The sequence below is a fragment of the Acinetobacter nosocomialis genome (assembly GCF_041021905.1).
Classification (GTDB): domain Bacteria; phylum Pseudomonadota; class Gammaproteobacteria; order Pseudomonadales; family Moraxellaceae; genus Acinetobacter; species Acinetobacter nosocomialis.
In genome coordinates this window covers 1049843-1072254 of sequence record NZ_CP157432.1, presented here as the reverse complement: position 1 = coordinate 1072254, position 22412 = coordinate 1049843, and the positions used below count along the sequence as shown (strand labels likewise).

The 22412-nt window shown below is 38.1% G+C and carries 19 protein-coding genes; 11 read left to right on the top strand and 8 right to left on the bottom strand.

Annotation, left to right across the window (positions count from 1 at the left end):
* Window positions 1–23 precede the first annotated feature (23 nt).
* On the top strand, window positions 24–968 hold the full coding sequence (gene estB, locus ABLC00_RS05055; RefSeq protein ID WP_002054414.1) for an esterase EstB: 945 nt from the start codon (window positions 24–26) through the stop codon (window positions 966–968).
* Window positions 969–974: 6 nt separating this feature from the next.
* Window positions 975–1883, top strand: a complete 909-nt coding sequence (gene oxyR / locus ABLC00_RS05050) for a LysR family transcriptional regulator OxyR (RefSeq protein ID WP_004888227.1) — start codon at window positions 975–977, stop codon at window positions 1881–1883.
* Window positions 1884–1913: 30 nt separating this feature from the next.
* On the opposite strand, the gene ABLC00_RS05045 is transcribed toward oxyR, so the two are convergent.
* From ABLC00_RS05045 to mtgA, 3 genes are all read right to left on the bottom strand, one after another.
* A complete protein-coding gene (locus ABLC00_RS05045) occupies window positions 1914–2504 on the bottom strand; it encodes an SPOR domain-containing protein (protein WP_004888230.1) in 591 nt (196 codons plus the stop codon).
* A 237-nt stretch (window positions 2505–2741) separates the two neighbouring features.
* Window positions 2742–4820 carry a polyphosphate kinase 1 gene (gene ppk1, locus ABLC00_RS05040; RefSeq protein WP_002054335.1) on the bottom strand — a complete coding sequence of 693 codons (2079 nt, stop codon included), beginning with the start codon at window positions 4818–4820 and terminating at the stop codon, window positions 2742–2744.
* A gap of 104 nt (window positions 4821–4924) precedes the next feature.
* Window positions 4925–5602, bottom strand: a complete 678-nt coding sequence (gene mtgA / locus ABLC00_RS05035; RefSeq protein ID WP_004710069.1) for a monofunctional biosynthetic peptidoglycan transglycosylase — start codon at window positions 5600–5602, stop codon at window positions 4925–4927.
* A gap of 76 nt (window positions 5603–5678) precedes the next feature.
* On the opposite strand from mtgA, the gene ABLC00_RS05030 reads away from it, so the two are divergent.
* Window positions 5679–6488 carry a rhomboid family intramembrane serine protease gene (locus ABLC00_RS05030; protein WP_033846671.1) on the top strand — a complete coding sequence of 270 codons (810 nt, stop codon included), beginning with the start codon at window positions 5679–5681 and terminating at the stop codon, window positions 6486–6488.
* A 1-nt stretch (window position 6489) separates the two neighbouring features.
* Here ABLC00_RS05030 and ABLC00_RS05025 read toward each other — a convergent pair whose 3' ends face one another.
* Both ABLC00_RS05025 and ABLC00_RS05020 read right to left on the bottom strand, forming a co-directional pair.
* Window positions 6490–8949 carry an ABC transporter permease gene (locus tag ABLC00_RS05025; RefSeq protein ID WP_004888234.1) on the bottom strand — a complete coding sequence of 820 codons (2460 nt, stop codon included), beginning with the start codon at window positions 8947–8949 and terminating at the stop codon, window positions 6490–6492.
* A 3-nt stretch (window positions 8950–8952) separates the two neighbouring features.
* Complete coding sequence (locus tag ABLC00_RS05020) at window positions 8953–9645, bottom strand: ABC transporter ATP-binding protein (protein WP_004888235.1); 693 nt, start codon at window positions 9643–9645, stop codon at window positions 8953–8955.
* Between the two features lie 44 nt (window positions 9646–9689).
* Here ABLC00_RS05020 and ABLC00_RS05015 point away from each other — a divergent pair, with 44 nt between their 5' ends.
* Complete coding sequence (locus tag ABLC00_RS05015; RefSeq protein ID WP_006581004.1) at window positions 9690–10313, top strand: arylesterase; 624 nt, start codon at window positions 9690–9692, stop codon at window positions 10311–10313.
* Between the two features lie 32 nt (window positions 10314–10345).
* On the opposite strand, the gene ABLC00_RS05010 is transcribed toward ABLC00_RS05015, so the two are convergent.
* Window positions 10346–10960, bottom strand: a complete 615-nt coding sequence (locus tag ABLC00_RS05010) for a carbonic anhydrase (RefSeq protein ID WP_001141692.1) — start codon at window positions 10958–10960, stop codon at window positions 10346–10348.
* Between the two features lie 285 nt (window positions 10961–11245).
* Between ABLC00_RS05010 and ABLC00_RS05005 the strand changes: the two genes are divergently transcribed.
* Both ABLC00_RS05005 and ABLC00_RS05000 read left to right on the top strand, forming a co-directional pair.
* On the top strand, window positions 11246–12271 hold the full coding sequence (locus tag ABLC00_RS05005; RefSeq protein WP_348941157.1) for an alpha/beta hydrolase: 1026 nt from the start codon (window positions 11246–11248) through the stop codon (window positions 12269–12271).
* A gap of 26 nt (window positions 12272–12297) precedes the next feature.
* Window positions 12298–13305, top strand: coding sequence for a hypothetical protein (locus tag ABLC00_RS05000; protein WP_004888238.1), 1008 nt, complete (start codon window positions 12298–12300; stop codon window positions 13303–13305).
* Between the two features lie 23 nt (window positions 13306–13328).
* Here the strand turns inward: ABLC00_RS05000 and ABLC00_RS04995 are convergent, their stop codons facing one another.
* Window positions 13329–15593, bottom strand: a complete 2265-nt coding sequence (locus ABLC00_RS04995; RefSeq protein WP_004888239.1) for a TonB-dependent siderophore receptor — start codon at window positions 15591–15593, stop codon at window positions 13329–13331.
* Between the two features lie 169 nt (window positions 15594–15762).
* Complete coding sequence (gene nfuA / locus ABLC00_RS04990; RefSeq protein ID WP_002054458.1) at window positions 15763–16401, bottom strand: Fe-S biogenesis protein NfuA; 639 nt, start codon at window positions 16399–16401, stop codon at window positions 15763–15765.
* A 158-nt stretch (window positions 16402–16559) separates the two neighbouring features.
* Here nfuA and ABLC00_RS04985 point away from each other — a divergent pair, with 158 nt between their 5' ends.
* From ABLC00_RS04985 to ABLC00_RS04965, 5 genes are all read left to right on the top strand, one after another.
* A complete protein-coding gene (locus ABLC00_RS04985; protein WP_004710083.1) occupies window positions 16560–17177 on the top strand; it encodes a rhomboid family intramembrane serine protease in 618 nt (205 codons plus the stop codon).
* A gap of 169 nt (window positions 17178–17346) precedes the next feature.
* On the top strand, window positions 17347–19023 hold the full coding sequence (locus tag ABLC00_RS04980; RefSeq protein ID WP_006581217.1) for an arylsulfatase: 1677 nt from the start codon (window positions 17347–17349) through the stop codon (window positions 19021–19023).
* Window positions 19020–20027 (top strand): formylglycine-generating enzyme family protein, encoded by a 1008-nt coding sequence (locus ABLC00_RS04975; protein WP_004888241.1) that lies wholly within the window; start codon window positions 19020–19022, stop codon window positions 20025–20027. The genes ABLC00_RS04980 and ABLC00_RS04975 overlap by 4 nt, the downstream gene beginning before the upstream one ends.
* Window positions 20028–20147: 120 nt before the next feature.
* Window positions 20148–20312 carry a hypothetical protein gene (locus ABLC00_RS04970; protein WP_004710089.1) on the top strand — a complete coding sequence of 55 codons (165 nt, stop codon included), beginning with the start codon at window positions 20148–20150 and terminating at the stop codon, window positions 20310–20312.
* Window positions 20313–20853: 541 nt separating this feature from the next.
* On the top strand, window positions 20854–22401 hold the full coding sequence (locus ABLC00_RS04965) for a hypothetical protein (protein ID WP_004888242.1): 1548 nt from the start codon (window positions 20854–20856) through the stop codon (window positions 22399–22401).
* Window positions 22402–22412 lie beyond the last annotated feature (11 nt).

Below are 22412 nucleotides of genomic sequence, written 5' to 3'. Positions count from 1 at the left end.
ATTCCCTTCAAGGAATGCATAACATGAATAGCGCCTTACAATTTAGTATTTCACCCTACACTCCTTTTATGCAAGAAACTAAAGTCAACTTAGGCAATGGTATTGAATTGCATGTAGAAGTAGGAGGAAAAGCAGAACATCCCACCATTTTGCTGATTATGGGTCTAGGTGCCCAAATGCTATTTTGGCCGGACTTTTTCTGTAAATCGCTCATTGATCAAGGTTTTCGTGTTATTCGTTTTGATAACCGTGATATTGGCCTTTCTTCGAAAGTACGTCATCAGGGTAAACGTTTAAATACCATGAAATTGATGGGGCGCTTTGCTTTAGGGTTAAGTAATCAAGGTGCACCTTATACGCTCTATGATATGGCAGATGATGTATCGATGCTTCTCGACCGTTTAGGCATAAGTAAAGCGCATGTGATCGGTGCCTCAATGGGCGGCATGATTGCTCAGATACTTGCTGCAAAATATCCGGAAAAAGTAGAAAAATTAGGTTTAATGTTTACAAGTAACAACCAACCGTTTTTACCTCCACCGTTTCCTAAACAACTTTTAAGCTTAATTGGCAAGCCAGAATCACGTGATGAAGAAGGGATTGTTAACCACAGCTTAAAATTATTCCAATTGATTGGTTCTCCTGGTTATATTAACCATATTGAAGCTGTACAAACTGCACGAAAACTTTATCAACGTAGCTATTATCCTGCTGGTGTACTTCAACAGTTTTTAGCAATATTATGTACAGGTTCCTTACTGCAACTGGACCGTGAAATTAAGCAACCCACTATAGTCTTACATGGCTCGCGTGACCGCTTACTTCCACCAAGCCACGGTAAGGCTGTAGCAAAAGCAATTTCCGGTGCTAAGTTTGAATTAATTGATGGAATGGGGCATGATATCCCTGCCCATTTTATTCCACAGCTTAGCGGTTTATTTGCGCATCATTTTAAATCATCATACTAGGACACTATGGCTGCATTACCCTCACTAAGACAGCTATCATATTTAGTTACGTTGTCGGAAACTTTGCATTTTACTGAAGCAGCACGACGCTCTTTTGTTACCCAATCGACTTTATCGGGCGGTATCATGGAGCTAGAAAGGCTATTAGGTGGCGTTCTGGTTGAGCGTGACCGTCAAAATGTGCGTTTAACGCCATTAGGTGAACAAGTCGTTGCTCGAGCCCGTGTATTGCTAGCAGATGCTCAGGATTTAATGCGTTTAAGCCGTGAAATGAGTGAACCATTAACTGGTGATCTTCATTTAGGTGTTATTCCAACCATTGCACCTTTTATCCTGACACGGTTACTTGATGAAGTGCATCAACAATTACCGAAGATTCAGTTGCATTTACATGAAGCTCAAAGTGAGAAAATTGTAGAACGCTTAGAACACGGTAATTTGGACATGATCGTCCTTGCTCTACCTTTTGACACAAGAAGTCTAAAAGTAGCTGAAATTTCAAAAGAAAATTTATATCTTGTTTGTAGTAAGCAAGATACAAATGCACTTCAAGCAAACTCTCTCGATGACCTTGATTTGTCACGCCTTATTTTGCTTGAAGAAGGCCACTGTTTACGTGACCATGTATTAAGTGCTTGTCCAATTGGTGAACGTAAAAACGATAACCGTTTAAAAGCAAGTTCACTACCAACATTAGTCGAAATGGTTTCTTCTAATTTAGGTTTTACGCTTTTACCAGAAATCGCAATTGAAAATAGTATGATCAAGTTTAATGATCAGATTACTGCAAAACCAATTGAAGATGCACCAAGTCGTACTCTAGCACTCGTTACGCGTAAAAGTACGCCATTGCAAAGCGAGTTTGACGTACTACTGCAAATCATGCAGAAGATCACAACAAATTTATATGAATAAAAAAAAGGAGTCTTCAGACTCCTTTTTCTTTTACTGTGCTGTTAAAGAAGCCCATTTAAAAACCCAAGCCGATCTTAAATCTAAACTCTCATCTGAAATTATTTTTTCTCGAATAATTTGTGCAATCGCAAAATCATTAGCGGGGTCTACCATAACCCTTATTCCTTTTGTGGTTGGGCTAGTCACAATCTTATATCCTTTCGCCTGCAATTGTGACTGGATCATATTTGCTTTATTTTGATTAGGTGCCAACGCTACCTGTACCATCCATTTTTTTTCGCCATTTTCTAAAATTTCTTTAGCGACTGCTGCATCAAGCTGTTTTTTATTCTCAAGATTTTTCTTTTCATCTATTTTTTTTAATTGAGTATCTTCAACTTTCTTTTGTGCTACCAGTTCATCTTGAGTAGGTTTTCTTTTCTGGACCGTTATTACCTTGGTTTGTGATTCATTTTTCTTATTTTTTTCCTTAGAGGGTTGTATAAAGTAGGGATATATCATTTGATCATCATATTTATGAAAAACAATAATATCTCCATAGCACTTTTGATCTGCATATGCAGTCACTGGCATTACCCCTAAAAATATTCTAATAAATAAACTTTTAATAAAGCCTTGCATATTATTCACTTACCAAAGTTAAGTATATTTAATGCCGCGTATTAAAGTAGATTTCACGTAATTTGTATATTTTTAAAATTCAATGTTTTATGTAAAGAATCACATATTTTTAAAACATATTGCGGTGTTTCAAATTATTATCGTATATCCTGCAACCATTTAAGAAATCATATTAAATTACTATGAATTTCAAATAATTAAAAAGCCGACACGAAGCCGGCTTTTTAATATTAAGTTTTATTTAAATGTTTCTAATAATTCTCTTTGAGCATTATGTAATTTTTCACCCTCAGCAGGCTGCGCACGTATCCAAGTACCATCCCCTTGTAATAACCAAGCTTGCTGGTTATCTTGCAAATAATTAAGAAGACCTTGCTGATAAATACGTTTTTTCAACGCAGGATCTTCAATTGGGAAACATGCTTCAACACGATTAAATAAGTTACGGTCCATCCAGTCAGCACTTGAACAATAAATGCGGGCATCACCATTATTACTAAAATAATAAACACGTGTATGTTCAAGGAAACGTCCTACAATTGAACGTACACGAATATTTTCCGATAAATTTGGTAAACCTGGACGTAAGCAACAAATCGAACGAATAATGAGATCTACCTGCACGCCAGCTTGAGAAGCTTCGTATAATTTATTAATGAGTTGAACTTCAGTTAATGCATTTACTTTCACAATAATTTGGGCTTTACGACCAGCCTTTGCATTGGCAATCTCTTCATCAATGAAATTGATGAGCTGAGCATGCAAAGTAAAAGGAGCATGGAGTAATTTTTTCAGTTTTGCCATTTTGCCCATACCAGTCAGCTCTTGGAAAATGCGGTGTACATCTTCACACAAGTCTTTATCGGTCGTCATGAGACCATAATCGGTATAGATACGGGCATTCATAGCATGGTAGTTACCTGTTCCTAAATGAACATAACGTACCAGTTTATTGTTTTCACGGCGTACCACCATAATCATTTTGGCATGTGTTTTATAACCCACAATACCGTAAACAACTACCGCCCCTGCTTCTTGAAGTACATTTGCCACTTCAATATTTGATTCCTCATCAAAACGGGCACGTAATTCAATGACTGCTGTTACTTCTTTTCCATTACGTGCAGCTTCGGCCAAGACTTGAACAATTTCAGAGTCCGCTCCACTGCGGTAAAGCGTTTGTTTAATTGCGAGCACCTGTGGGTCACGTGCTGCTTCACGGAGTAACTGAATAACAGGAGCAAATGATTCAAAAGGATGATGCAGTAAAATATCCTGCTTTTGCATAGCCGAGAAAATACTCTCGGTCTTTTTAAACACTTTCGGTACGACTGGCGTGTGTGAGTCGTAACGTAAATGAGGACGTTTAAAGTTTGAAACCAGACGGGCTAAGTTTACAGGGCCATCAACTTTGTATAGTTGTTCTTCGTTTAAGTCGAATTCTTCAAGCAAATATTCATAAATATGTTGTGGACAGTTGTGAGTTACTTCCAAACGAACTGCACGACCAAATCGTCGTGAACTTAATTCACCTTTTAAAGCTTTAGCTAAATCTTCAACGTCTTCATTGAGCGCCAAATCCGCATTACGAGTTACGCGGAATTGATAGCATCCAGTTGCAGTCATGCCAGGGAACAAGTCTGATACGTGTTCATGAATAATTGCGGACAGCATAACATGATGCTCTTTGCCACCCGTTAGTTCGTCTGGTAATCGTACAACACGTGGCAATGAACGCGGCGCTGGTACAACAGCTAAATCAATTTGACGGCCAAACGCATCTTTACCTTCTAAGGTCACAATAAAGTTTAAGCTTTTATTGACTAAGCGTGGAAATGGATGGGCTGGATCTAAGCTAATTGGTGTCAACACAGGTGCGACCTGTTCCTGAAAATACTTTTTCACCCACGCCGATTGAGCTGGTGTTAACTCCCCACGACGCAAGAAGCAAATATCTTCCTCACGAAGTTTAGGTAAAATTTCTTCGTTTAAAATACGATATTGACGTTCAATTGCAGCGTGAGCAGTTTCAGAGATTTTTTGTAAGACTTGTCTTGGTGTTAAGCCATCTGGACTTCGACTTTCATTACCTAGAGCATATTGCTCCATGACTCCCGCCACACGAATTTCAAAAAACTCATCTAAATTACGCGAAAAAATCAGTAAGAAATTCATTCGCTCTAATAGAGGATGTAAAGGGTCGACTGCCTGTTCCAATACACGCAAATGAAAGTCAAGAATAGACAACTCACGATTAATATAACGGTCGTTATAACTATATTCTGTTGGGGTCGTTGCTGTAATCGCTGTATTCATGTCTAAATCTATCTCTTTCCAACCAAAATCTCTGCAAAACAGTATGCTGCAAAATTATGTCAATTTTATAAAAATTAAAAAAATAACACATCTTTAAGACAGTGTTATTCAGGAATTGGGGTGCTATTCATATAACGTAAAATTACGCGTTTTCGATATTGTAGTTTACGATCATTGCGGTGATCTTGATAATATTTCGGATCAGGCAATAAGGCTGCTAAAAAAGCTGCTTGTTCGCGCGTTAAGCTTTTAGCACTTTTACCATAATAATATTGAGCAGCTGCTTCAACCCCATATAAATGTTTACCAAATTCAACCGAGTTCATATACACCTCAAGAATTCGGCGTTTTGACCACATGCGCTCCATCATCCACGTTGCTATCGTTTCTTGGCCTTTACGAATAAATGAGCGCTGATTATATAAGAACAAGTTCTTTGCAAGTTGTTGAGACACGGTAGAACCACCTGCGACAACTTCACCTTCTTCATTATTACGCTCTAGAGCAAAACGGATACCATCCCAGTCAAAGCCATGATGATGAATAAATTTTGCATCTTCGCCTGCCAAAATCGCATGTTTGAAATTGTCGCTAATATCATCATAGTCGAGCCATTCATGAACAATCGGCCGAGATGTATCTGACCAATAATCAATTCGCATAAACATGGTGGTATCAACTTCATGTGTACGCCACCAAACCAAACTTGAAAAGATCCAAAGCTGAATAAGGAGAATTGCCCCAATAAAAATTAACAACACGCGAACAATAAAAGCTTTCATGTTCGTCTTGATCTCCTGTATTCAACTTTTTTCATGTTAAGCTGTAAAGCATGTTCATATATAACAAAAGCATAGCATGACTCAAACTCAGCCTCCGCACATTAATCGTAAACTCAATGTACAAGCTTGGTGGCTGACCGCCCTACTGATCTCGATCAATGTAGGTTTGTTCATCTGGCAAATTGTATCTGGGGTGGACATAAGTGACCCAGCTATAAAAGATGCACTTCGCTGGGGAGCAGATTTTACACCACTTACTTTCTCTGGACAGCCAGAACGTTTATTTACCAGCATGTTTTTTCACTTTGGTATTATTCACCTTATGCTCAATATATGGGCCCTATATATTTTTGGTAATGTCGCTGAAGCTTTATTTGGTCGCTTATATTTTATTGGTCTATATTTACTTGCAGGTTTGTTTGGTAGTCTTTTGAGTAGTTATATCAATATTCAAAATGGACATGAATTACTACAACATTTTGATCAAAGCTTACTTCCTCACGTAAGTGCAGGTGCATCGGGCGCTGTGATGGGATTAGGTGCAGCGTTAACCGTTCTTTCTTTATTTCCACCCTTGCCACATCAAGTCTACATACTTGATAAAAAAGCATTATTAATGATTATGGCCATTAACCTTATATTTGGTCTGGTTGCCACAGGTATTAATAATGCTGCACATGTCGGCGGTATGATTATGGGTGCCTTACTCGCACTCATTTGGTATTTAAGCTACCGCACTCAATTTAAAAGCCTCCTAAAATTCTTAGGGTTAGTGGGAGGACTTTTCATGACTGTCGGTTTCTATATTTACTGTAATCAGCTTAACTCACCATTACTTCCACTTTGGCATGAAGTTTTAATTCAGAATCCAGAAATACTGCCCTAACTTAAATCTGGTTCAACTCTCTTAAACTTTGTAGTGGCGGTAAATTACAAAGATAACCGAGTCTATATCGACCAATAAGAGCACAAAGTAACATCATGGCAAGCGGTAAAATTAACCATATTTCAATATGCCACTGTAAAGCCATATTCATTTTATAACTTGCAATTGCACTAATTACCTCGGCAAAACAGCAGGCAACAATGCCTGCTAACAGCCCTAAAAATCCAATTTCTAAACTGAGCATTTGCTTCATTTTATTTTTAGACAAACCAAATGAACGTAACAAAGCCACTTCCCGACGGCGTTCATCCATTAATAGATTTAAACAAGCAATTAAAACGAGTATTCCAGAGAAGCCAACTAAAGCTGCAAGCACAGTCACAATTTTAACCAAGACATTCATTAAGCGCTTTACTTCATCCAAAATACGGTCAACATCAATAAAAACCGTATTTGAAAATTGCTGAATCATATGGATCATTTTAGGTTGATCTTGTTTTGGCACATAAAAACTGCCCAAGTAACTACCAGCATTTTCATCTAAAGTTTTAGGTGAAAATATAAAGAAGAAGTTTGGGCTAAAACTTTCCCATTCAACATTTCTAAAATTCACAACTTTAGCCTGTAAAGTACCGTCTGGCAGGCTAAAAGTAAGCTTATCGCCAAGCTGGATACCTAGACTTTCAGCAGTTTTTGCCTCGACCGAAACTTGCCCTACAGCATTAAAAGTGGCCTGCCCCTTTGTAATGACATTGTCATTTGGCAATGTACTTGACTGAGTTAAATTTAATTCACGTCTTAAAGAATTATTTTGCTTGATCGCATCTTCAGAAAAAGGAATATCATTCTTTGCGAGTAATCGCCCCCGAACATTGGGATATAACGGTGTGCTTTGCCAACCATTTTGTTTTAATTGTTGCTCAAAAGCTTTTAAATCAAATGGAGGCAACCCGTATACAAACTGGTTTGGTGTACCCTCAGGTAACTGCTGTTGCCAGCGTTCTAGTAAATCTGTTCTGAGCACGCTTAACACTGTAATAAGACTTAACCCTAAAGCCAAAGCAGTAATTTGTAAGGCACTTTGCGATGGTGAACGAATATAAAAAGACAAACGAGTTTTCATCTTTTTTAAACTACGAAGCACACCCCAAACAACGGTGTATAGCAAAATACAAAGAACGAAAATGGTAGCCAAAACTATAATGCTGAGCATTAAGTTTTCACTTAAAACTAAGCTAAAAATAACAAGACTGGTGATGCCTGCAAAAAACATAAAGAATAATGATTTTCGGGATTTTGCCTGTTCGCGAATAACTCGAATAGGTGGCGTATTTAACAATTCCCAAATGCTTGGCAAAATAAACCCAAGTAGCACAATTACACTGGTAAAAATGGCAATTGGTAAGGGACCAAGTAAAAATCCAACCACAGAAAAACTTAATTCCAGTTGTGGAATCAGTTGTAACATGAGCTCAAGTAAACCATAGCCCATCATTATTCCTAATAGACTACCAATCACAATTGAAATTACGCTGACTACGCAAAGTAGCCCAATATAGGCCCATAAAATTTGAAACTTGCTAGCACCAAAGCAACGTATTACAGCAATATGATCTTGGTTTTGCTGAACATAACGTTGGCTTGTTAAAGCAATGGCGATACCACACAATAAAATCGTTAAAATATTGGCCAATTGCAAAAAGGTATCTAGGTTTTCTAACGGACGTAATAATCTGCTATTTGATTCACTAGCATCGCGTAAACGCAACCCTATGGTTTCTTCCTGATCGTTTGCAGGTTGATGTTGTTGCTTAAATAGTTTACTAAAGTTCTGAACCTGTTCAGGCTGACCAGACATTAACAGTCGATAATCAATTCTACTGCCTGTTTGAATTGCATGGGTTCTAGCAATATCTGCTTGATGAATAATAACTGTGGGCGAAAAACCTGAAAAACCGAGTTCTTGATTTGAATCTCGCACAATTACGCCGCTAAAGTGAAATTGGGCATCTGCAATAGATACCGTATCGCCAAGTTTAACTTTAAGTAAATCAGCTGCTCTTTGACTTAGCCACACTTGACCAGGTTGAATACTCTGTGCACTAGGCTCAATCTCAAGTTTTCCTCTTAATGGGAACGCATGTTCTATAGCTTTCACATTGACCATGACAAACTGATCTTGAGTATGTGCCATTGAACTAAACATAGTCACATGAGTCTGCTTTAAGCCAATCTGTTCCGCCTTTTTTTGCCATTTAGTGTCTAGAGGTTCATTATTCGACAGAACCAAATCAGCTGCTAACATTTGCGAGGCTTGTAGGCTAACCGCATTTTTAACTTGGTCATTACTAAACTTAAGAGCCGTGGTCGCACTAATCGCAAGTGAAAGCGCAATGATGAGTAAATATAACCCTCCAGTGCGAAAGCTTTGTAGCAAAAGTGGCTTAAGTAGATTACGCATAGTCTAACCACCCTGTACTGTCTTTAAACAACCATCATTTAATTCAACATGACGCTGGCAAAGTCCAGCCAAATTGCGATCATGTGTGACCAAAATAAGCGTCGTACCGAGCTCTTTATTTAAATCAAAAAGTAGCCGTTCAATTTCTTGGGCTGTTTGACCATCTAGGTTTCCAGTAGGTTCATCTGCAAAAATAATTTGTGGTTCTGCAATAAGTGCCCGTGCAATTGCCACACGTTGCTGCTCACCACCAGATAAGACTTTAGGCGTTTGTTCCGCTTGACGACTTAAACCTACCCGATGCAACCAGTCTAAGGCCTTCTGCTCAGCAATTTTATAATCAAAATTTTTACGTAACCGAAGCGGCAACATCACATTTTCAAGCGCACTTAACTGCGGTAAAAGTTGGAAAGACTGAAATACAAAGCCAACATGCTGCATTCTGATCTGGGCGCGCTGTTCCTCCGTCAACTCATGAACAGGCTGACCACATAACCATACTTCGCCTTCAGACGGTTGGTCTAAAGTCGCTAAGATACCAAGTAAAGTCGATTTTCCTGAACCGGAACGTCCCGTAATGGCTACCTGCTCCCCTTCATAAATATCTAAATCGATATTTTTTAAAATCGTAAATTGATTTTGGTTAATATGAATAGTTTGTGTAACTTGATGGGCAGCAATGATAGGTTGTGGCATGATGGGGACAGTCCTATATATTTAGTATTCGGGTCGAAACACAAATGTATAAATCTTATTTGTCTGGTTCTAAAAGTCTCTTGCTCATCGCATTGAGCATGTTGCCTATGTTGGTCTCGGCCAAAACTATTTTAATTTTAGGAGATAGTATTAGTGCCGGTTACGGAATAGACCCTAAACAAGGTTGGGTACAATTACTACAAAAACGTCTAGACCAACAGTATCCCAAACAACATAAAGTGGTCAATGCAAGTATGAGTGGTGAAACCACAAGTGGCGCTTTGGCCAGATTACCTAAGCTTTTACAAACGTATAAACCCGAAGTCGTAGTTATTGAATTAGGTGGGAATGATGGTTTACGAGGTCAACCACCACAAATAATTCAACAAAATCTGTCGCAGCTCGTCCATTTAAGCCAACAACAAAAGGCGCAGGTTATTCTTTTTGGTATGAAGATTCCGCCTAATTATGGCACAGCTTATAGCAAAGCATTTGAAACCAATTATAAAACTGTAAGCCAAAAATATCAGGTGAAACTGCTACCGTTTTTCCTTGATGGCGTCGCTGGACAAAAACAACTAATGCAAAATGACTTGATTCATCCAAATGCCCAAGCGCAGTCAAAATTACTTAATTTAGCTTATCCATACATAAAAGGTGCCCTATAGGCACCTTTTAGTTTTAAATCTTTATAGACTGATTAGAAGTCAAAAAAAGTAACTTCACCAGTTTCTAATGAATACTCAGCACCAACAACAATCAACTCGCCTTTTGCAATCAGGTTCTCTAACACAGCCGAACCATGACGTAATTGATTGACCGAAGCAAAAACGTTTGAACGTACTGCATGACATGAAAGTTTTTTCAAATCATTTTTCAGATCAGTTTGCATTAAAATTTCAACTGATGGACGAACACGGTTCACAATCGACATTAAGTTAGATGATGGCGGATGATCAGGGTTCATCAACGTATCAATAGTCGCTTGAATCGCACCGCAATGACTATGTCCTAATACAACTACAACCGGACAATCATAACGTTCTGCCGCAAACTCAACACTACCAACTTGTGAAGGCGCAACAACATTACCAGCAACACGGATTACGAATAAGTCACCAAGACCTTGATCAAATACCATTTCTGCTGGTACACGAGAATCTGAACAGCCTAATACAATTGCAAACGGATTTTGATCCTTTGCCATTTCAGCGCGTTCATGATGCGATAAGGTTTTTGCAAGGGAAGTATTTCCATTTACAAATCGTTGATTACCTGCTTTCAAACGATCTAAAACTTCTTGCGCAGTAGGCATTTTATATTTCCATTGTTTTTTCAAGGTTAGAAATCATTTTAATGTGTCAAAATTTGAATGTCACTGACAAAAAATGAATCCTTTTCTAAGAAAATATTTTTAAAGCTTTAATGAGTTTTATAAGAAGGATAACCGCACAATTCCCTACTGTTTAGTGAAAAAATAGACATACTTTAGTTTATAGATTGACTATAATTTTCTTCATTCCAAACGTTTGGCAAATGACTCATTGGCAAAGTTTTTCAATAATTTTTCAAACTCGTTTAAGCTTCAAGGATGAAATGTATGATAAGGCTGTCCGCTCCAATTAAAGCCTCTATGAAAAAAACTGCTACTGCATTGACTCTAGCTTGTAGTTTGTTGTCAGTAACTAGTATTTCTCAAACGCAGGCAGCCGATAATATTGATGTCAGTTTTCAAACAATATTACAGCAAGAACGTAGCTGGGCCGGACTGCAAAGTAAAAATTTAAAAGTAGGTGATATTACTTGGTCATATAGTGAAGGTGGTTCAACCACAAAACCGACCTTGTTACTTATTCATGGTTTAGGTGGCAGCCGCGACAATTGGAATCGCATGGCGCATTACTTAACTACGAATTACCACGTGATTATTCCGGACTTACCAGGTAGTGGCGAAACTATCGTTACGCAAGACTTCGATTATTCGGTTCCGAACCTTGCTGAAAAATTACGCCGCTTTGTTGAAGCTGCAAATTTGAAGGGGCCTATTCATATTGCGGGGCACTCACTTGGCGGCTCAATTGCCCTACTTTATGCGGGACAATATCCATTTGAAACTAAAAGTCTATTTTTAGTTGATAGCGGTGGTATTTTCCGTTCTGCCAACACAATTTATCTCAAAGATCCTACCTATCTAAAACAACTGTTAGTCTCTAAAAAAGGTGACTTTAACTATTTGTTAAAACAAACCATGTTTAATCCTCCGTTTATTCCTAAAGAGTTCTTACAAGCTCAAGAAAAATTGATGATTAATCAGGCACCTCAAACACAAAAACTAGTTGATCAATTGATTGCACTCAATAAAGTCTATACTCCAGATTCATTTGCTGTACTTACCAAAACGATCGACGCGCCTACACTTATTTTATGGGGCAAACAAGATAAGATTATTAATGTAGAAGTGGCGAGTGAACTCAAACGACTTTTAAAAAATGCACAACCGCCAGTTATTTTAGAAAATGTAGGTCATATGCCGATTTTGGAAGCTGAACAACTGGTCATTCAACAATACGTACCATTTTTACTTAAAGTAGAATCGAATCAGTCAGTAAAAACGGCAACACCTTAAATAAAACTCCGGACTTGTGAGACCTTATGTCTACCCAACCAATTATTGAAAAACTTATTGAAGCTCATCTAGATTTTTTAGATGAGCAATTTGTTCAGGCTCAGGTGATTCAACAAGAGTTTGAACAGTTTTACCATTGGTTGGGGAGTCGGCAATTACAACACCTTTGGACTTTTGAACAGATTCAACATCTCATTCAAAAGCAGATTTTAGATACCCCCGCTTCTGATTTTCTGATCGAACAAATTGCAGAGCATATACGCTTCGCCCTGATTCATCCTGCAAATGAGACGGCAACAGTTGAAGATGTTATTCCTGTTTTAACGATTGACCGCATTGCACAGTATGTTGCAAGTAAAGAAGAGCATCGTAAAAAACTGATTAAAACAATTGTAAATAATCCAGCTTTTTCAGCTCTTTTGACTCAGTTGATTCAACAAACAATGCATGATTATTTAGATGAATCAATGTCAAAACGCGTGCCAGGTGTAGGACGCTTCATGAAAATGGGTAAATCAGTATTAGAAACAGTGACCGATTCTAATCTGGACGATACCATTAACCATTATTTGCAAAAGAATATTTTAAAACTTAGCCAAATGAGTGAGCGCGTTTTAAACCAACATTTTGACAATGATAAGCTCTATCATTTTCAGGCAAATGTTTGGCACAAAGTTAAAACTATGCCACTTGCTGTTTTAAAAAATTATGTAGAAGTTCAAGATTTAACAAAAACTGTAGGTCTAGGGCATGAAATCTGGGACCACATTCGTCAAACCGATTATCTAAAACAGCAAGTCCACGATGGTATCTATACTTGGTATGTCCGTAATCAGGAACGTAGTTTTGACTTACTACTCCGTGACCTCAATATTGATGAAAGTTTGGTGAAGCATGAACTCACCGACTTGCTTGTACCCGTATTACAACAACTCGTTACAACAGGACATTTAAGACGCCGTGCCCGTGTGTATTTAGAGAAGTTTTATTATTCTGAAAAAGCTTTAGATATTTTAAATAACAAAGGCGCTTGAAGCGCCTTTGTTACTTTTATTGATTAGAAAGAATATTTTAAAGAAGCGTAATAAGCTCGACCTGGCTCATTATAAGTTTGGCTAATAGAATTACTGTCTCTTAAAATTTGTTTATCAAATAGATTACTTACACCAACGCGTGTACTTATATTGTCTGAAAATTTATAACCGACATTAATTCCAGCAATACTATAGCTTTTTACAGTACTTGGCTTAAGCGCAGAATTCGCACCTCCTGAACCTATACCAGATTCAAGTCTATTTTCTGCAAACTGGCGTGATTTTTGACGACCATATTGAGTAAATACAAAATTTACATCTAACTGATCCGTAATGTCATAATCAAAAATTGAGTTAATCGTATAGTTTGGTACTAAAGATAATGGGTTCCCTGTTTGTTTATCTTTCGAGTCCATCATATAAGTAAAGTTGTTAGTCCAGCGGATATCACCAAAGTCTAATCCTAAGCTTCCCTCAAAACCTTGAATTAGAGCTTTAGGCGTATTTTCCCAACGCAGAATATTCCACTTCGTATTCGTCACAGCTCCTGTATTTGCATTGGTACTTGAACCATCAACTGTTCCGACAACATTTGTACCAGCCACAATTTTATCTTTATAGTCATTACGGAACCAAGTTAAGCTCGCATTCACAATATCTTTTTGGAACTGAATACCGAGCTCTTTGTTTACCGATGTTTCAGGTTTTAAATCGCCATTACCTTGTAACAAACAACGTGACTCAATATTGGCTGGACAACCATTACCATTTGTACTTAATAAATACCCTTCGGCATTTTGATACATATTTGGTGCTTTATAAGCTTTTGCTACCCCACCTTTTAAAGTGAAATAATCGTTAAGTCTTTGGGTAATATTTAAGCTTGGGCTCCAGTTAGAACCAGATTTACTATGGTCATCAAAACGTAAGCCTAATACAACATCTGTGCTGTCTGTAACTTTCAGGTTATCTTCAATATATGCAGAAGCAATACGTGATTCCATTTTACTACGATCACCTTTCGCCAATTGATCGCCATAACCTGAACCACTGCTGTCTTTACCTTGATTTGTCGAGACATTATCTTTAAATCTGTCTTCAACCCATTCCGTACCTACAGTTAATACTTGGGGTACATAGTATTCGAAAGGAATATTAGCCTCACCGTTAAAGCGAAGAGTTTCTAAACGTGAGGTGGCTTTATCATCAAGGTTATTAATTTTTCCTTCTACACTCCCCGCCAAGCCTTCGGGTAGACGTTTGTTATGCGTTTTATCATATTGAGCAACGAGTTTACTCTTACCCCAAGACCAATCGCCCTCGTGCGTTACCGCATAGCTATCACGATACATGGTATTGGTTTCTTTACCGATGAGCTGCGAAAGAATCGCATCTGCTTCTGCGTTTGCATTTAACTGAGAGTCACCAGAATAAATATTACCTTGTTTGCTAGAAGAAACATCGAACAAGACAGTTTGTTGGTCTGTTGCCTGCCAAGCTAAACGGCCTGAAATATCTTTATTTTTAACACCTTCACGGCCAGCTGCTGTACTGCCAATAGATTTATTAATATCAACATCGTCAGCTTCCGTTTTATTGTAATTACCATATAAACGATAAGACAAAACGTCTTTAATTAATGGCCCACTTACATTAAAACCAACACGATTTGATGAACCTTCTTTGGAGTCTTCAGGCTGTGAAGTATAAAACTCTACTGAACCATGAGTTTCATTAGTTACTTTTTTAGTAATGATGTTAACCACACCACCAGCAGCACCTGAGCCATATCGAGCAGCTGCTGGTCCGCGTAAAACTTCGATCGACTCGATTGCTTCTGCTGGTACCCAGTTTGAGTCGCCTCGTGTATCACGCTCTCCTTTCCAGCCATAACGGACTGAGTTACGAGAGTTAATTGGTTTACCGTCCACTAAAATAAGTGTGTTTTCAGGCCCCATTCCACGAATATCAATTTGTCTATTATTACCACGCTGCCCTGTTGCGCTATTGCCTGTCAGGTTGACACCTGGCATACGACGTACATAGTCAGAAATATCATTACGAACTGGTAGTTTTTCTAAATCTTCTTTGGTAATAACCGATACACCAAGCGATTGCTTCACTTGCTCTTCCGCTGTTACGAAAATTGTTTCCAATTTCACAGGTTCAGCAGGCTTTTCTAATGTTTGTTCAGCTTGTTCTTGCTCATTTTGTGCGGCAAAAGCCATAGACATCATACTTGCCAGTACTGAAACAGAAAGCACTGACTGGATAATACGCTTCGACATAAGTATTCCCAATATATTGATTTATTAAACATCTCTCATTTTCTGTTTCGCATTGTAACAAAGATAAATAAAATTACAAATGATATTGATAATAATTATCATTATTCATATTGAGTAATAAAAAAACCTCATTTCGAGGCTTTTTTATTTCACTTTTCAAATAATTTAATTATTTGAAATAAGCACCTTCTGCTTGCGTATGGTCTGTTTGGTCAACTACACGTTGTAGTTCAGGAATGTGCTCTCTTAATGTTGTTTCTACACCTTGTTTCAAGGTTACATCAATTGCAGAACAACCTTGGCAACCACCACCGAACTTCAATACAGCAGTTAAGCCATGTTCAGGATCATCTTGCACTTCAACTAAGCTACAGTTACCGCCGTGTCCTGCAAGACCTGGATTAATTTCCGCTTGAAGTACATAAGTAATACGCTCTTCAATTGATGCATCTGGCCCTACACGCGGCACTTTAGAGTTTGGTGCACGGAAAGTTAGCTGACCACCGAAACGATCTTTGTTGTAGTCAATAACAGCGTCTAAAAGATATGGAATAGACGGCGCATCAATGTATGCAGGGAAATCAGGATAGTCCTGTTTATAGTCCGTTGGCACCACTTCTTCTGGTGCACTATATGCCATACAGCACTCTGCACGTGGTGTACCCGGATGTTCAACAAAAATTCGAACGCCAATTCCCGGAGTATTTTGCTTCGCCAATAATTCGTGCAAATACTCTTGTGCAGATGGTGTAATCAAAAGGTTCGGAATTTCTTCTGCAACAGCAGTGTTGGTGTTCTCAGTCGACATAACAATATTCCTCAAGCTGATGCCTTTATATTAACCGAAGATGAGGTGGATTTAAAAAAAATCAACTAAATTTGTCGGATTTATACACAACGGGGTTTCAAGTTGTATTTTTAATGGCATTATTGACCTCAGTATCGATCATTTTTTAAATATTTCTTATGTTGCATTTGCCGTTTAACCATACCATTACCCTTATTATTATTACGGTCATTATCTCTTTACTTGCTTTTAGCAATCAAAACGTTATGAACCGCCTAATCTTTTGGCCGCCTGCGATGCAACGTGGACAATTTGATCGCTTCATCACACATGGCTTTATTCACGCAGATGGTACTCATTTACTCTTTAATATGATTACCCTGTTTTTCTTTGGTAGCATCATTGAAAGTTTTTATCGCCAATATTTCTACGACATGGGCTTTGTCTTGTTCTATTTGGGCGGGTTAATTTTTGCGATTTTACCAAGCTATCTACAACATAAAAATGATGCAAACTGGGCAAGTCTTGGAGCTTCAGGGGCAGTATCTGCTGTTCTATTTGCCTATATCCTGTTTCAGCCATGGAAACTTATTTTTGTATTTTTTATTCCAGTACCCGCTATTATTTTTGCAGTTCTCTATGTTGCTTATAGCATTTGGGCAGGTAAACGTGGCAATACACATATTAATCATAGTGCCCATTTATGGGGAGCAGCTTACGGCGTAATTGTAACAATTTTGATTGAACCGCGAGTGATTCCACATTTCTTAGATCAGCTTACCCGCTTACCGTTTTAAACTTAATATTTTTGAAAAGCCCGATATGGGCTTTTCTTTTTTTCTCATTTATTTATCACGATAAATTCTCAGATATTTTTCTGATTTTCTTTGATCAATTCCTTGTTTTGATTGCAAAAACCATCTGATTAAACTCAAGCACAATTCTTTTAATAATTCAGATGATACAATGAAGTACAAAGCTCTTTTATCTAGTCTTTCAATTGCATTATTTAGCTTATCTTTAGCTGGCTGTAACGATAATGATTCACAAGAAACCACGGTAAGTACTCCAAAGCAGCCCAATATTTTATTTATTATGGCCGATGACTTAGGCTATTCAGATTTAGGAGCATTTGGTGGTGAAATTCATACGCCTAATATTGATAGTTTGGCGCAAGAAGGTCGACTTTTAACGGATTATCATACTGCACCCACTTGTTCCCCTACTCGCTCGCAGCTTATTTCAGGAACTGATCATCACCTAGCAGGCATAGGTGCTATGGCAGAGCTTACACCAGACCATTTAAAAGGCCAACCAGGTTACGAAGGCTATTTAAATGAACGCTCTTTATCAATTGCGCAGGTGCTCAAAGACAATGGTTATCGGACATATATTAGTGGTAAATGGCATTTGGGGCTAACCCCTGAAACCAATGCACATGCCAAAGGTTTTGATCATTCATTTACCTTATTACAAGGTTTAGACCATCACTTTAAACAAGCTCCAAGCGCGTTTAAACGAAATTCAACCTATACCGAAGATGGGCAAATTATTCCAATTTCAGCATTACCTGATGACTTTTTCTCGACCAATTATTTTACCGATAAATTGCTGAGCTATTTAGAGTCAGGTAAAAATAGCGGTAAGCCATTCTTTGCTTATGCTGCCTATACAGCACCTCACTGGCCTATACAGGCTCCAGCAGAATACCGTGAAAAATATCGTGGCGTTTACGATGTCGGTTATGACGCCATTAGAAAAGCACGTATAGCACGTCAAAAACAGCTTGGAATTATTCCAGCAAATTTTGAAGCAGCAGAACCAATCGCCACTCAAAATGCACCACAAAAATATGGAAAATGGGAGGAGTTAACAGCTGAGCAGAAAGCACTTGAAGCCCGTAAAATGGAAATCTACGCAGGTATGGTAGAAAATCTTGATGCAAATGTAGGCCGAATTATCCAATACCTAAAACAAAATAATCTTTATGAAAATACTTTAATTTTCTTTGTTTCTGACAATGGTGCAGAAGGTTTCATTCGTGGTGGGTATGGCAGTGAATCTGGTTTTGATAACTCTGTAGCAAACGTAGGCACCCCTACTTCTTACCACTATATTGGACCACGTTGGGCTGAAGTCAGCGCGGCACCTTTTCATTTATGGAAAGATACAGCTGGCGAAGGTGCAACTACAGCTCCTGCTATTGTGAAATTACCAAATCAGAAAAAAGCTGAAGAAACCAATCATAGCTTCGCATCTGTACTCGATGTTTTTCCAACATTATTAGATTATGCCCATATTCCGGTACCTCAAGGACAATATAAAGGCCGAACCATTAATACACCAAGTGGTTACTCTTGGAAGTCTGTACTTGAAAATAAATCACAAACTATCCGTCCAGCTAATTTCAGCTTTGCCGATGAATTACACGGTAGTAAATATGCTAAACAAGGCGAATGGAAAATTGCACTTCAAGGACGCCCTGAATTAGGATCAGGTTCTTGGGAACTCTATAACATTGCTACTGATCGTGGTGAAAATCATAATGTTGCGCAGCTTTACCCTGCAAAAGTACAAGAGTTGCTCTCGGTTTATCAAAAATACACCGAACAAAATGGCGTACAGGAATATAACGCCAAATGAAATTGAAACTGGTTCTAAGCACTACAATCAGCCTGTTATTCATCACAGGCTGTAGTAAGTCTGAACATAGCTCTGACACAAAAACAGTTTTACCAAAGCAAGCCACCTCATCGGCTGCTTTGGGTTCTATCGAACAGTGTAAAAGCTATACAGGGCTTCCTACAAACTGGCTTAAAAATAAAACCGCAGGTATGGTATTCATACCAGATGGACAATTTAATTTTGGTTCTGAAAAAGCTTATCCAGATGAACTTAACTTTGGGAAAAAACAACGGGAAGTTAAAGGTTTCTGGATTGATCAAACTGAAGTCACTGTTGCTCAATTCGCAAGTTTTGTGAAGGCAACTGGTTATATTACCGATGCTGAAAAACAAAAACAGGCTGCTGTTTTTACTCCAGATCCACGTCATCCCCAACAATGGTGGCAACTCAAATCAGGATATACATGGAAAACTCCAAATGGCAAAAATGGAGCTCTCCCTCATCCTCATGAGCCTGTAAGATACGTAACGAAAAATGATGCTGAACATTATGCAGTTTGGCTAGGACGTGATTTACCAACAGAATTAGAATGGGAATACGCCGCTAAAGCAAACTCAAAAACTGACACACCTTTACACCAAGCACCTACCGATGAACATCAGCATCCACAAGCAAATTACTGGCAAGGCACATTCCCTTTTGAAAATTTGAATCACGACCATTTTACTGGTGTTGCTCCTGTCGGCTGTTTTAAATCCAACGGCTTTAAGCTATTCGATATGATTGGAAATGTTTGGGAATGGACATCCTCTCCCTATCAAGGTGCGCATGATCAACATATGGGTAATTATTCTGATTTAAGACAAAAAGAAATGAGCAGCACTCAATATGTGATTAAAGGGGGCTCATTTTTGTGTGCTGAAAATTACTGTTCACGTTACCGTAATAGTAGTCGCTACCCACAAGATTTTGATTTAGCCGCTACTCATGTAGGTTTTCGTACAATTTTACGTACGCCTTAATCGCTAAAAAAACTAGTTTAGAGTGTTGATATTTCTTAACCAAAAATAGATCGAAAAACAATCTAATAATTTCTATAGTAAATAGTAAAAGGGAGAATGATAAAAAGAGAGAACAATATGATGAAAAAATTTCTAGTTTGTGCAGCAGCAATTTTCACACTATCACTATCGGCTTGTGCAGTTTATACCCCTGCTGGCAGTGTAGTAGTTGATCCGGATTCGCCTTATCACAATCATCCAGGAGATTTTTGTCCACCAGGTCAGGCCAAGAAAGGTCGTTGTTAAAAGTTTAGATAGACTATAAGCAAATTAATCTGACTATTTAGAAAGATGATTTACAGCTTATGTATAGGGCTTCACCCAAAATTAGATGGGGCGAAACTAGAAAATTATGGTGTAAAAAAATCACCATATCCCCAAGATTTTTAAAAGACAATCTTACGTTGTCTTCCATCTAGTTTCACCCCAATTCTTTCTTATTCCGTTTGACTTTTCTTATCGTTTAATAAAAAAGTCTAGTTTTTTACTCATCATCGTATCTTTTTTATTGATACATTTTGAACATTTTATCTTCAGCTTAGATCTGATGAATTCGCTCTATACAAAATAATCATTTATGTAACGTAAGTCTATAAAAATGTTCTAGAAATGTGAAAAAAAATGAAGTTAAAATGAGATCAAATTATCATAAAAATTCACTCAAACTACCTTCATCACAAAAATAATTTAATTTTCATTTTGTCAGTTATTGCCACTCGTTTCTTTTAATTGGCATAGATAATGTATACACCTGTATATTAATACTACCGTCCAAGTGAGATATTTTATGTCCAGCCAGAGTCCAGACGAAGGTCTACAATTTCCGATACACGCTTCAACAAAAAAACAAAGTACTTCTCGCACAGGCCAAGAGATTTTGTCAGAAGCTTTATCTATTGTAGATAATAAAACTGCTCAACAGATTTTGACTGAAAAAAACTGGCGGAAAAACTATCCAAGATACTTTAAATCACTTGTTCAACATGGGCTTTCTAATAGCAATAACCCGATTACTATCGCCAAACAGGGCTTACATAAGGCTCATCATCTTTTTGACTATTTCCGCGATGGTAAACACTATCTTTTAAAAGATGCTCTGCACATCCCTACCACTAAGCCTTTAAATACAGTTAAATTTAAAGGTGAAAGTGAAGCTGCACCAGAATGGTATGTTCCATATAAAGGCCAAAAACTTAGCGGGCAAAGCTTACTTGATCAAATTCAAAAATGGGAAAATGCAGGTATTATTGAACCAAGCCATGCCAAGGCTTTACGTGAAGCTGCCGCTCATCCAGAATGGTTTGATTTATCTGATCGAACCATGGTTCTGTTTGGTGCGGCTTCAGAAGCTGGTCCTTTACCTTGGCTAGCAAAGTGGAAAGCGAATATTGTTGCAATTGATTTACCGAACCCACGAGTTTGGGGGAAAATTTTAAATACAATTCAGCAAGGAAACGCAACGCTGATTGCACCTACAATTGAATCAGTTGACTCAACAGCAAAAGCTTCTGAATTAAGAGATAAATTAGGTGCCAATTTACTGACTCAACTACCAGAAATTGCACAGTGGTTAGTTCAATTTCCTCAAAAATTAGATTTAGCTGCTATTGCTTATCTAGATGGTGAAAAACATGTCCGCGTCTCAATGGCCATGGACAGTATTATGCAATATGTGAGTGAACATAAACCTGATACAAGCTTAATGTTTATGTGTACTCCAACCGATGTTTACGCAGTACCTAAAGAAGTTGCAGAGGCAGCTCAAGAGAAATTTAAATCTCGTTCACAACTACAAAAAATGGCTGCAAAAGGTATCTCTACACTATCGCTCAAACGTTTTTTCCAAGCACCTTATCAAGACTTGATTACCAGCGAAAATGGCAAAACTTATGGTATTGCAGACTGCTTGGTAGTTGAACAAGGGCCAAACTACGCATTAGCTAAACGTATTCAACAATGGCGAGCAACACTTGCCCGTCATCAAGGCCAACGCGTGAGTATTAATATTGCTCCATCTACGACAACTCATTCGGTCACAAAAAATCCACTCCTTAAGGCCGCTTTTAACGGTGCGGAACTTTTTGATGTAGAAGCGTTTAGTCCAGAAACCACAAATGCCATTATGGCGGCACTCTGGATCCATGACTTAAGAAATGAATCTTCTGTCGCAAATCCTGAAACTGTGCTTGACCATCCTCTAGAGTTGATGATGGAAGGTGCCAACCATGGCGGTCTATGGCGTGTGGCTTATTTAGCCCGTACAGCCCTTCCTTTTGCTGCAATCTATGGTTTTGCGGCCGAAAAGCTTCCATTTAAGAAATTTTCTAAAAAATAATGAGGTTAAAA

Excerpts from the sequence above, each read along its gene's own strand:
- ABLC00_RS05045 (WP_004888230.1), bottom strand. The coding sequence starts at position 2,504 with ATGCAAGGCTTTATTAAAAGTTTATTTATTAGAATATTTTTAGGGGTA.
- ABLC00_RS05005 (WP_348941157.1), top strand. The coding sequence starts at position 11,246 with ATGATAAGGCTGTCCGCTCCAATTAAAGCCTCTATGAAAAAAACTGCT.
- ABLC00_RS05030 (WP_033846671.1), top strand. The coding sequence starts at position 5,679 with ATGACTCAAACTCAGCCTCCGCACATTAATCGTAAACTCAATGTACAA.
- ABLC00_RS04995 (WP_004888239.1), bottom strand. The coding sequence starts at position 15,593 with ATGTCGAAGCGTATTATCCAGTCAGTGCTTTCTGTTTCAGTACTGGCA.
- estB (WP_002054414.1), top strand. The coding sequence starts at position 24 with ATGAATAGCGCCTTACAATTTAGTATTTCACCCTACACTCCTTTTATG.
- mtgA (WP_004710069.1), bottom strand. The coding sequence starts at position 5,602 with ATGAAAGCTTTTATTGTTCGCGTGTTGTTAATTTTTATTGGGGCAATT.
- ppk1 (WP_002054335.1), bottom strand. The coding sequence starts at position 4,820 with ATGAATACAGCGATTACAGCAACGACCCCAACAGAATATAGTTATAAC.
- ABLC00_RS05015 (WP_006581004.1), top strand. The coding sequence starts at position 9,690 with ATGTATAAATCTTATTTGTCTGGTTCTAAAAGTCTCTTGCTCATCGCA.
- ABLC00_RS05010 (WP_001141692.1), bottom strand. The coding sequence starts at position 10,960 with ATGCCTACTGCGCAAGAAGTTTTAGATCGTTTGAAAGCAGGTAATCAA.
- ABLC00_RS04965 (WP_004888242.1), top strand. The coding sequence starts at position 20,854 with ATGTCCAGCCAGAGTCCAGACGAAGGTCTACAATTTCCGATACACGCT.
- ABLC00_RS04975 (WP_004888241.1), top strand. The coding sequence starts at position 19,020 with ATGAAATTGAAACTGGTTCTAAGCACTACAATCAGCCTGTTATTCATC.
- ABLC00_RS05000 (WP_004888238.1), top strand. The coding sequence starts at position 12,298 with ATGTCTACCCAACCAATTATTGAAAAACTTATTGAAGCTCATCTAGAT.
- oxyR (WP_004888227.1), top strand. The coding sequence starts at position 975 with ATGGCTGCATTACCCTCACTAAGACAGCTATCATATTTAGTTACGTTG.
- ABLC00_RS04980 (WP_006581217.1), top strand. The coding sequence starts at position 17,347 with ATGAAGTACAAAGCTCTTTTATCTAGTCTTTCAATTGCATTATTTAGC.
- ABLC00_RS05020 (WP_004888235.1), bottom strand. The coding sequence starts at position 9,645 with ATGCCACAACCTATCATTGCTGCCCATCAAGTTACACAAACTATTCAT.
- nfuA (WP_002054458.1), bottom strand. The coding sequence starts at position 16,401 with ATGTCGACTGAGAACACCAACACTGCTGTTGCAGAAGAAATTCCGAAC.
- ABLC00_RS04985 (WP_004710083.1), top strand. The coding sequence starts at position 16,560 with ATGTTGCATTTGCCGTTTAACCATACCATTACCCTTATTATTATTACG.
- ABLC00_RS04970 (WP_004710089.1), top strand. The coding sequence starts at position 20,148 with ATGAAAAAATTTCTAGTTTGTGCAGCAGCAATTTTCACACTATCACTA.
- ABLC00_RS05025 (WP_004888234.1), bottom strand. The coding sequence starts at position 8,949 with ATGCGTAATCTACTTAAGCCACTTTTGCTACAAAGCTTTCGCACTGGA.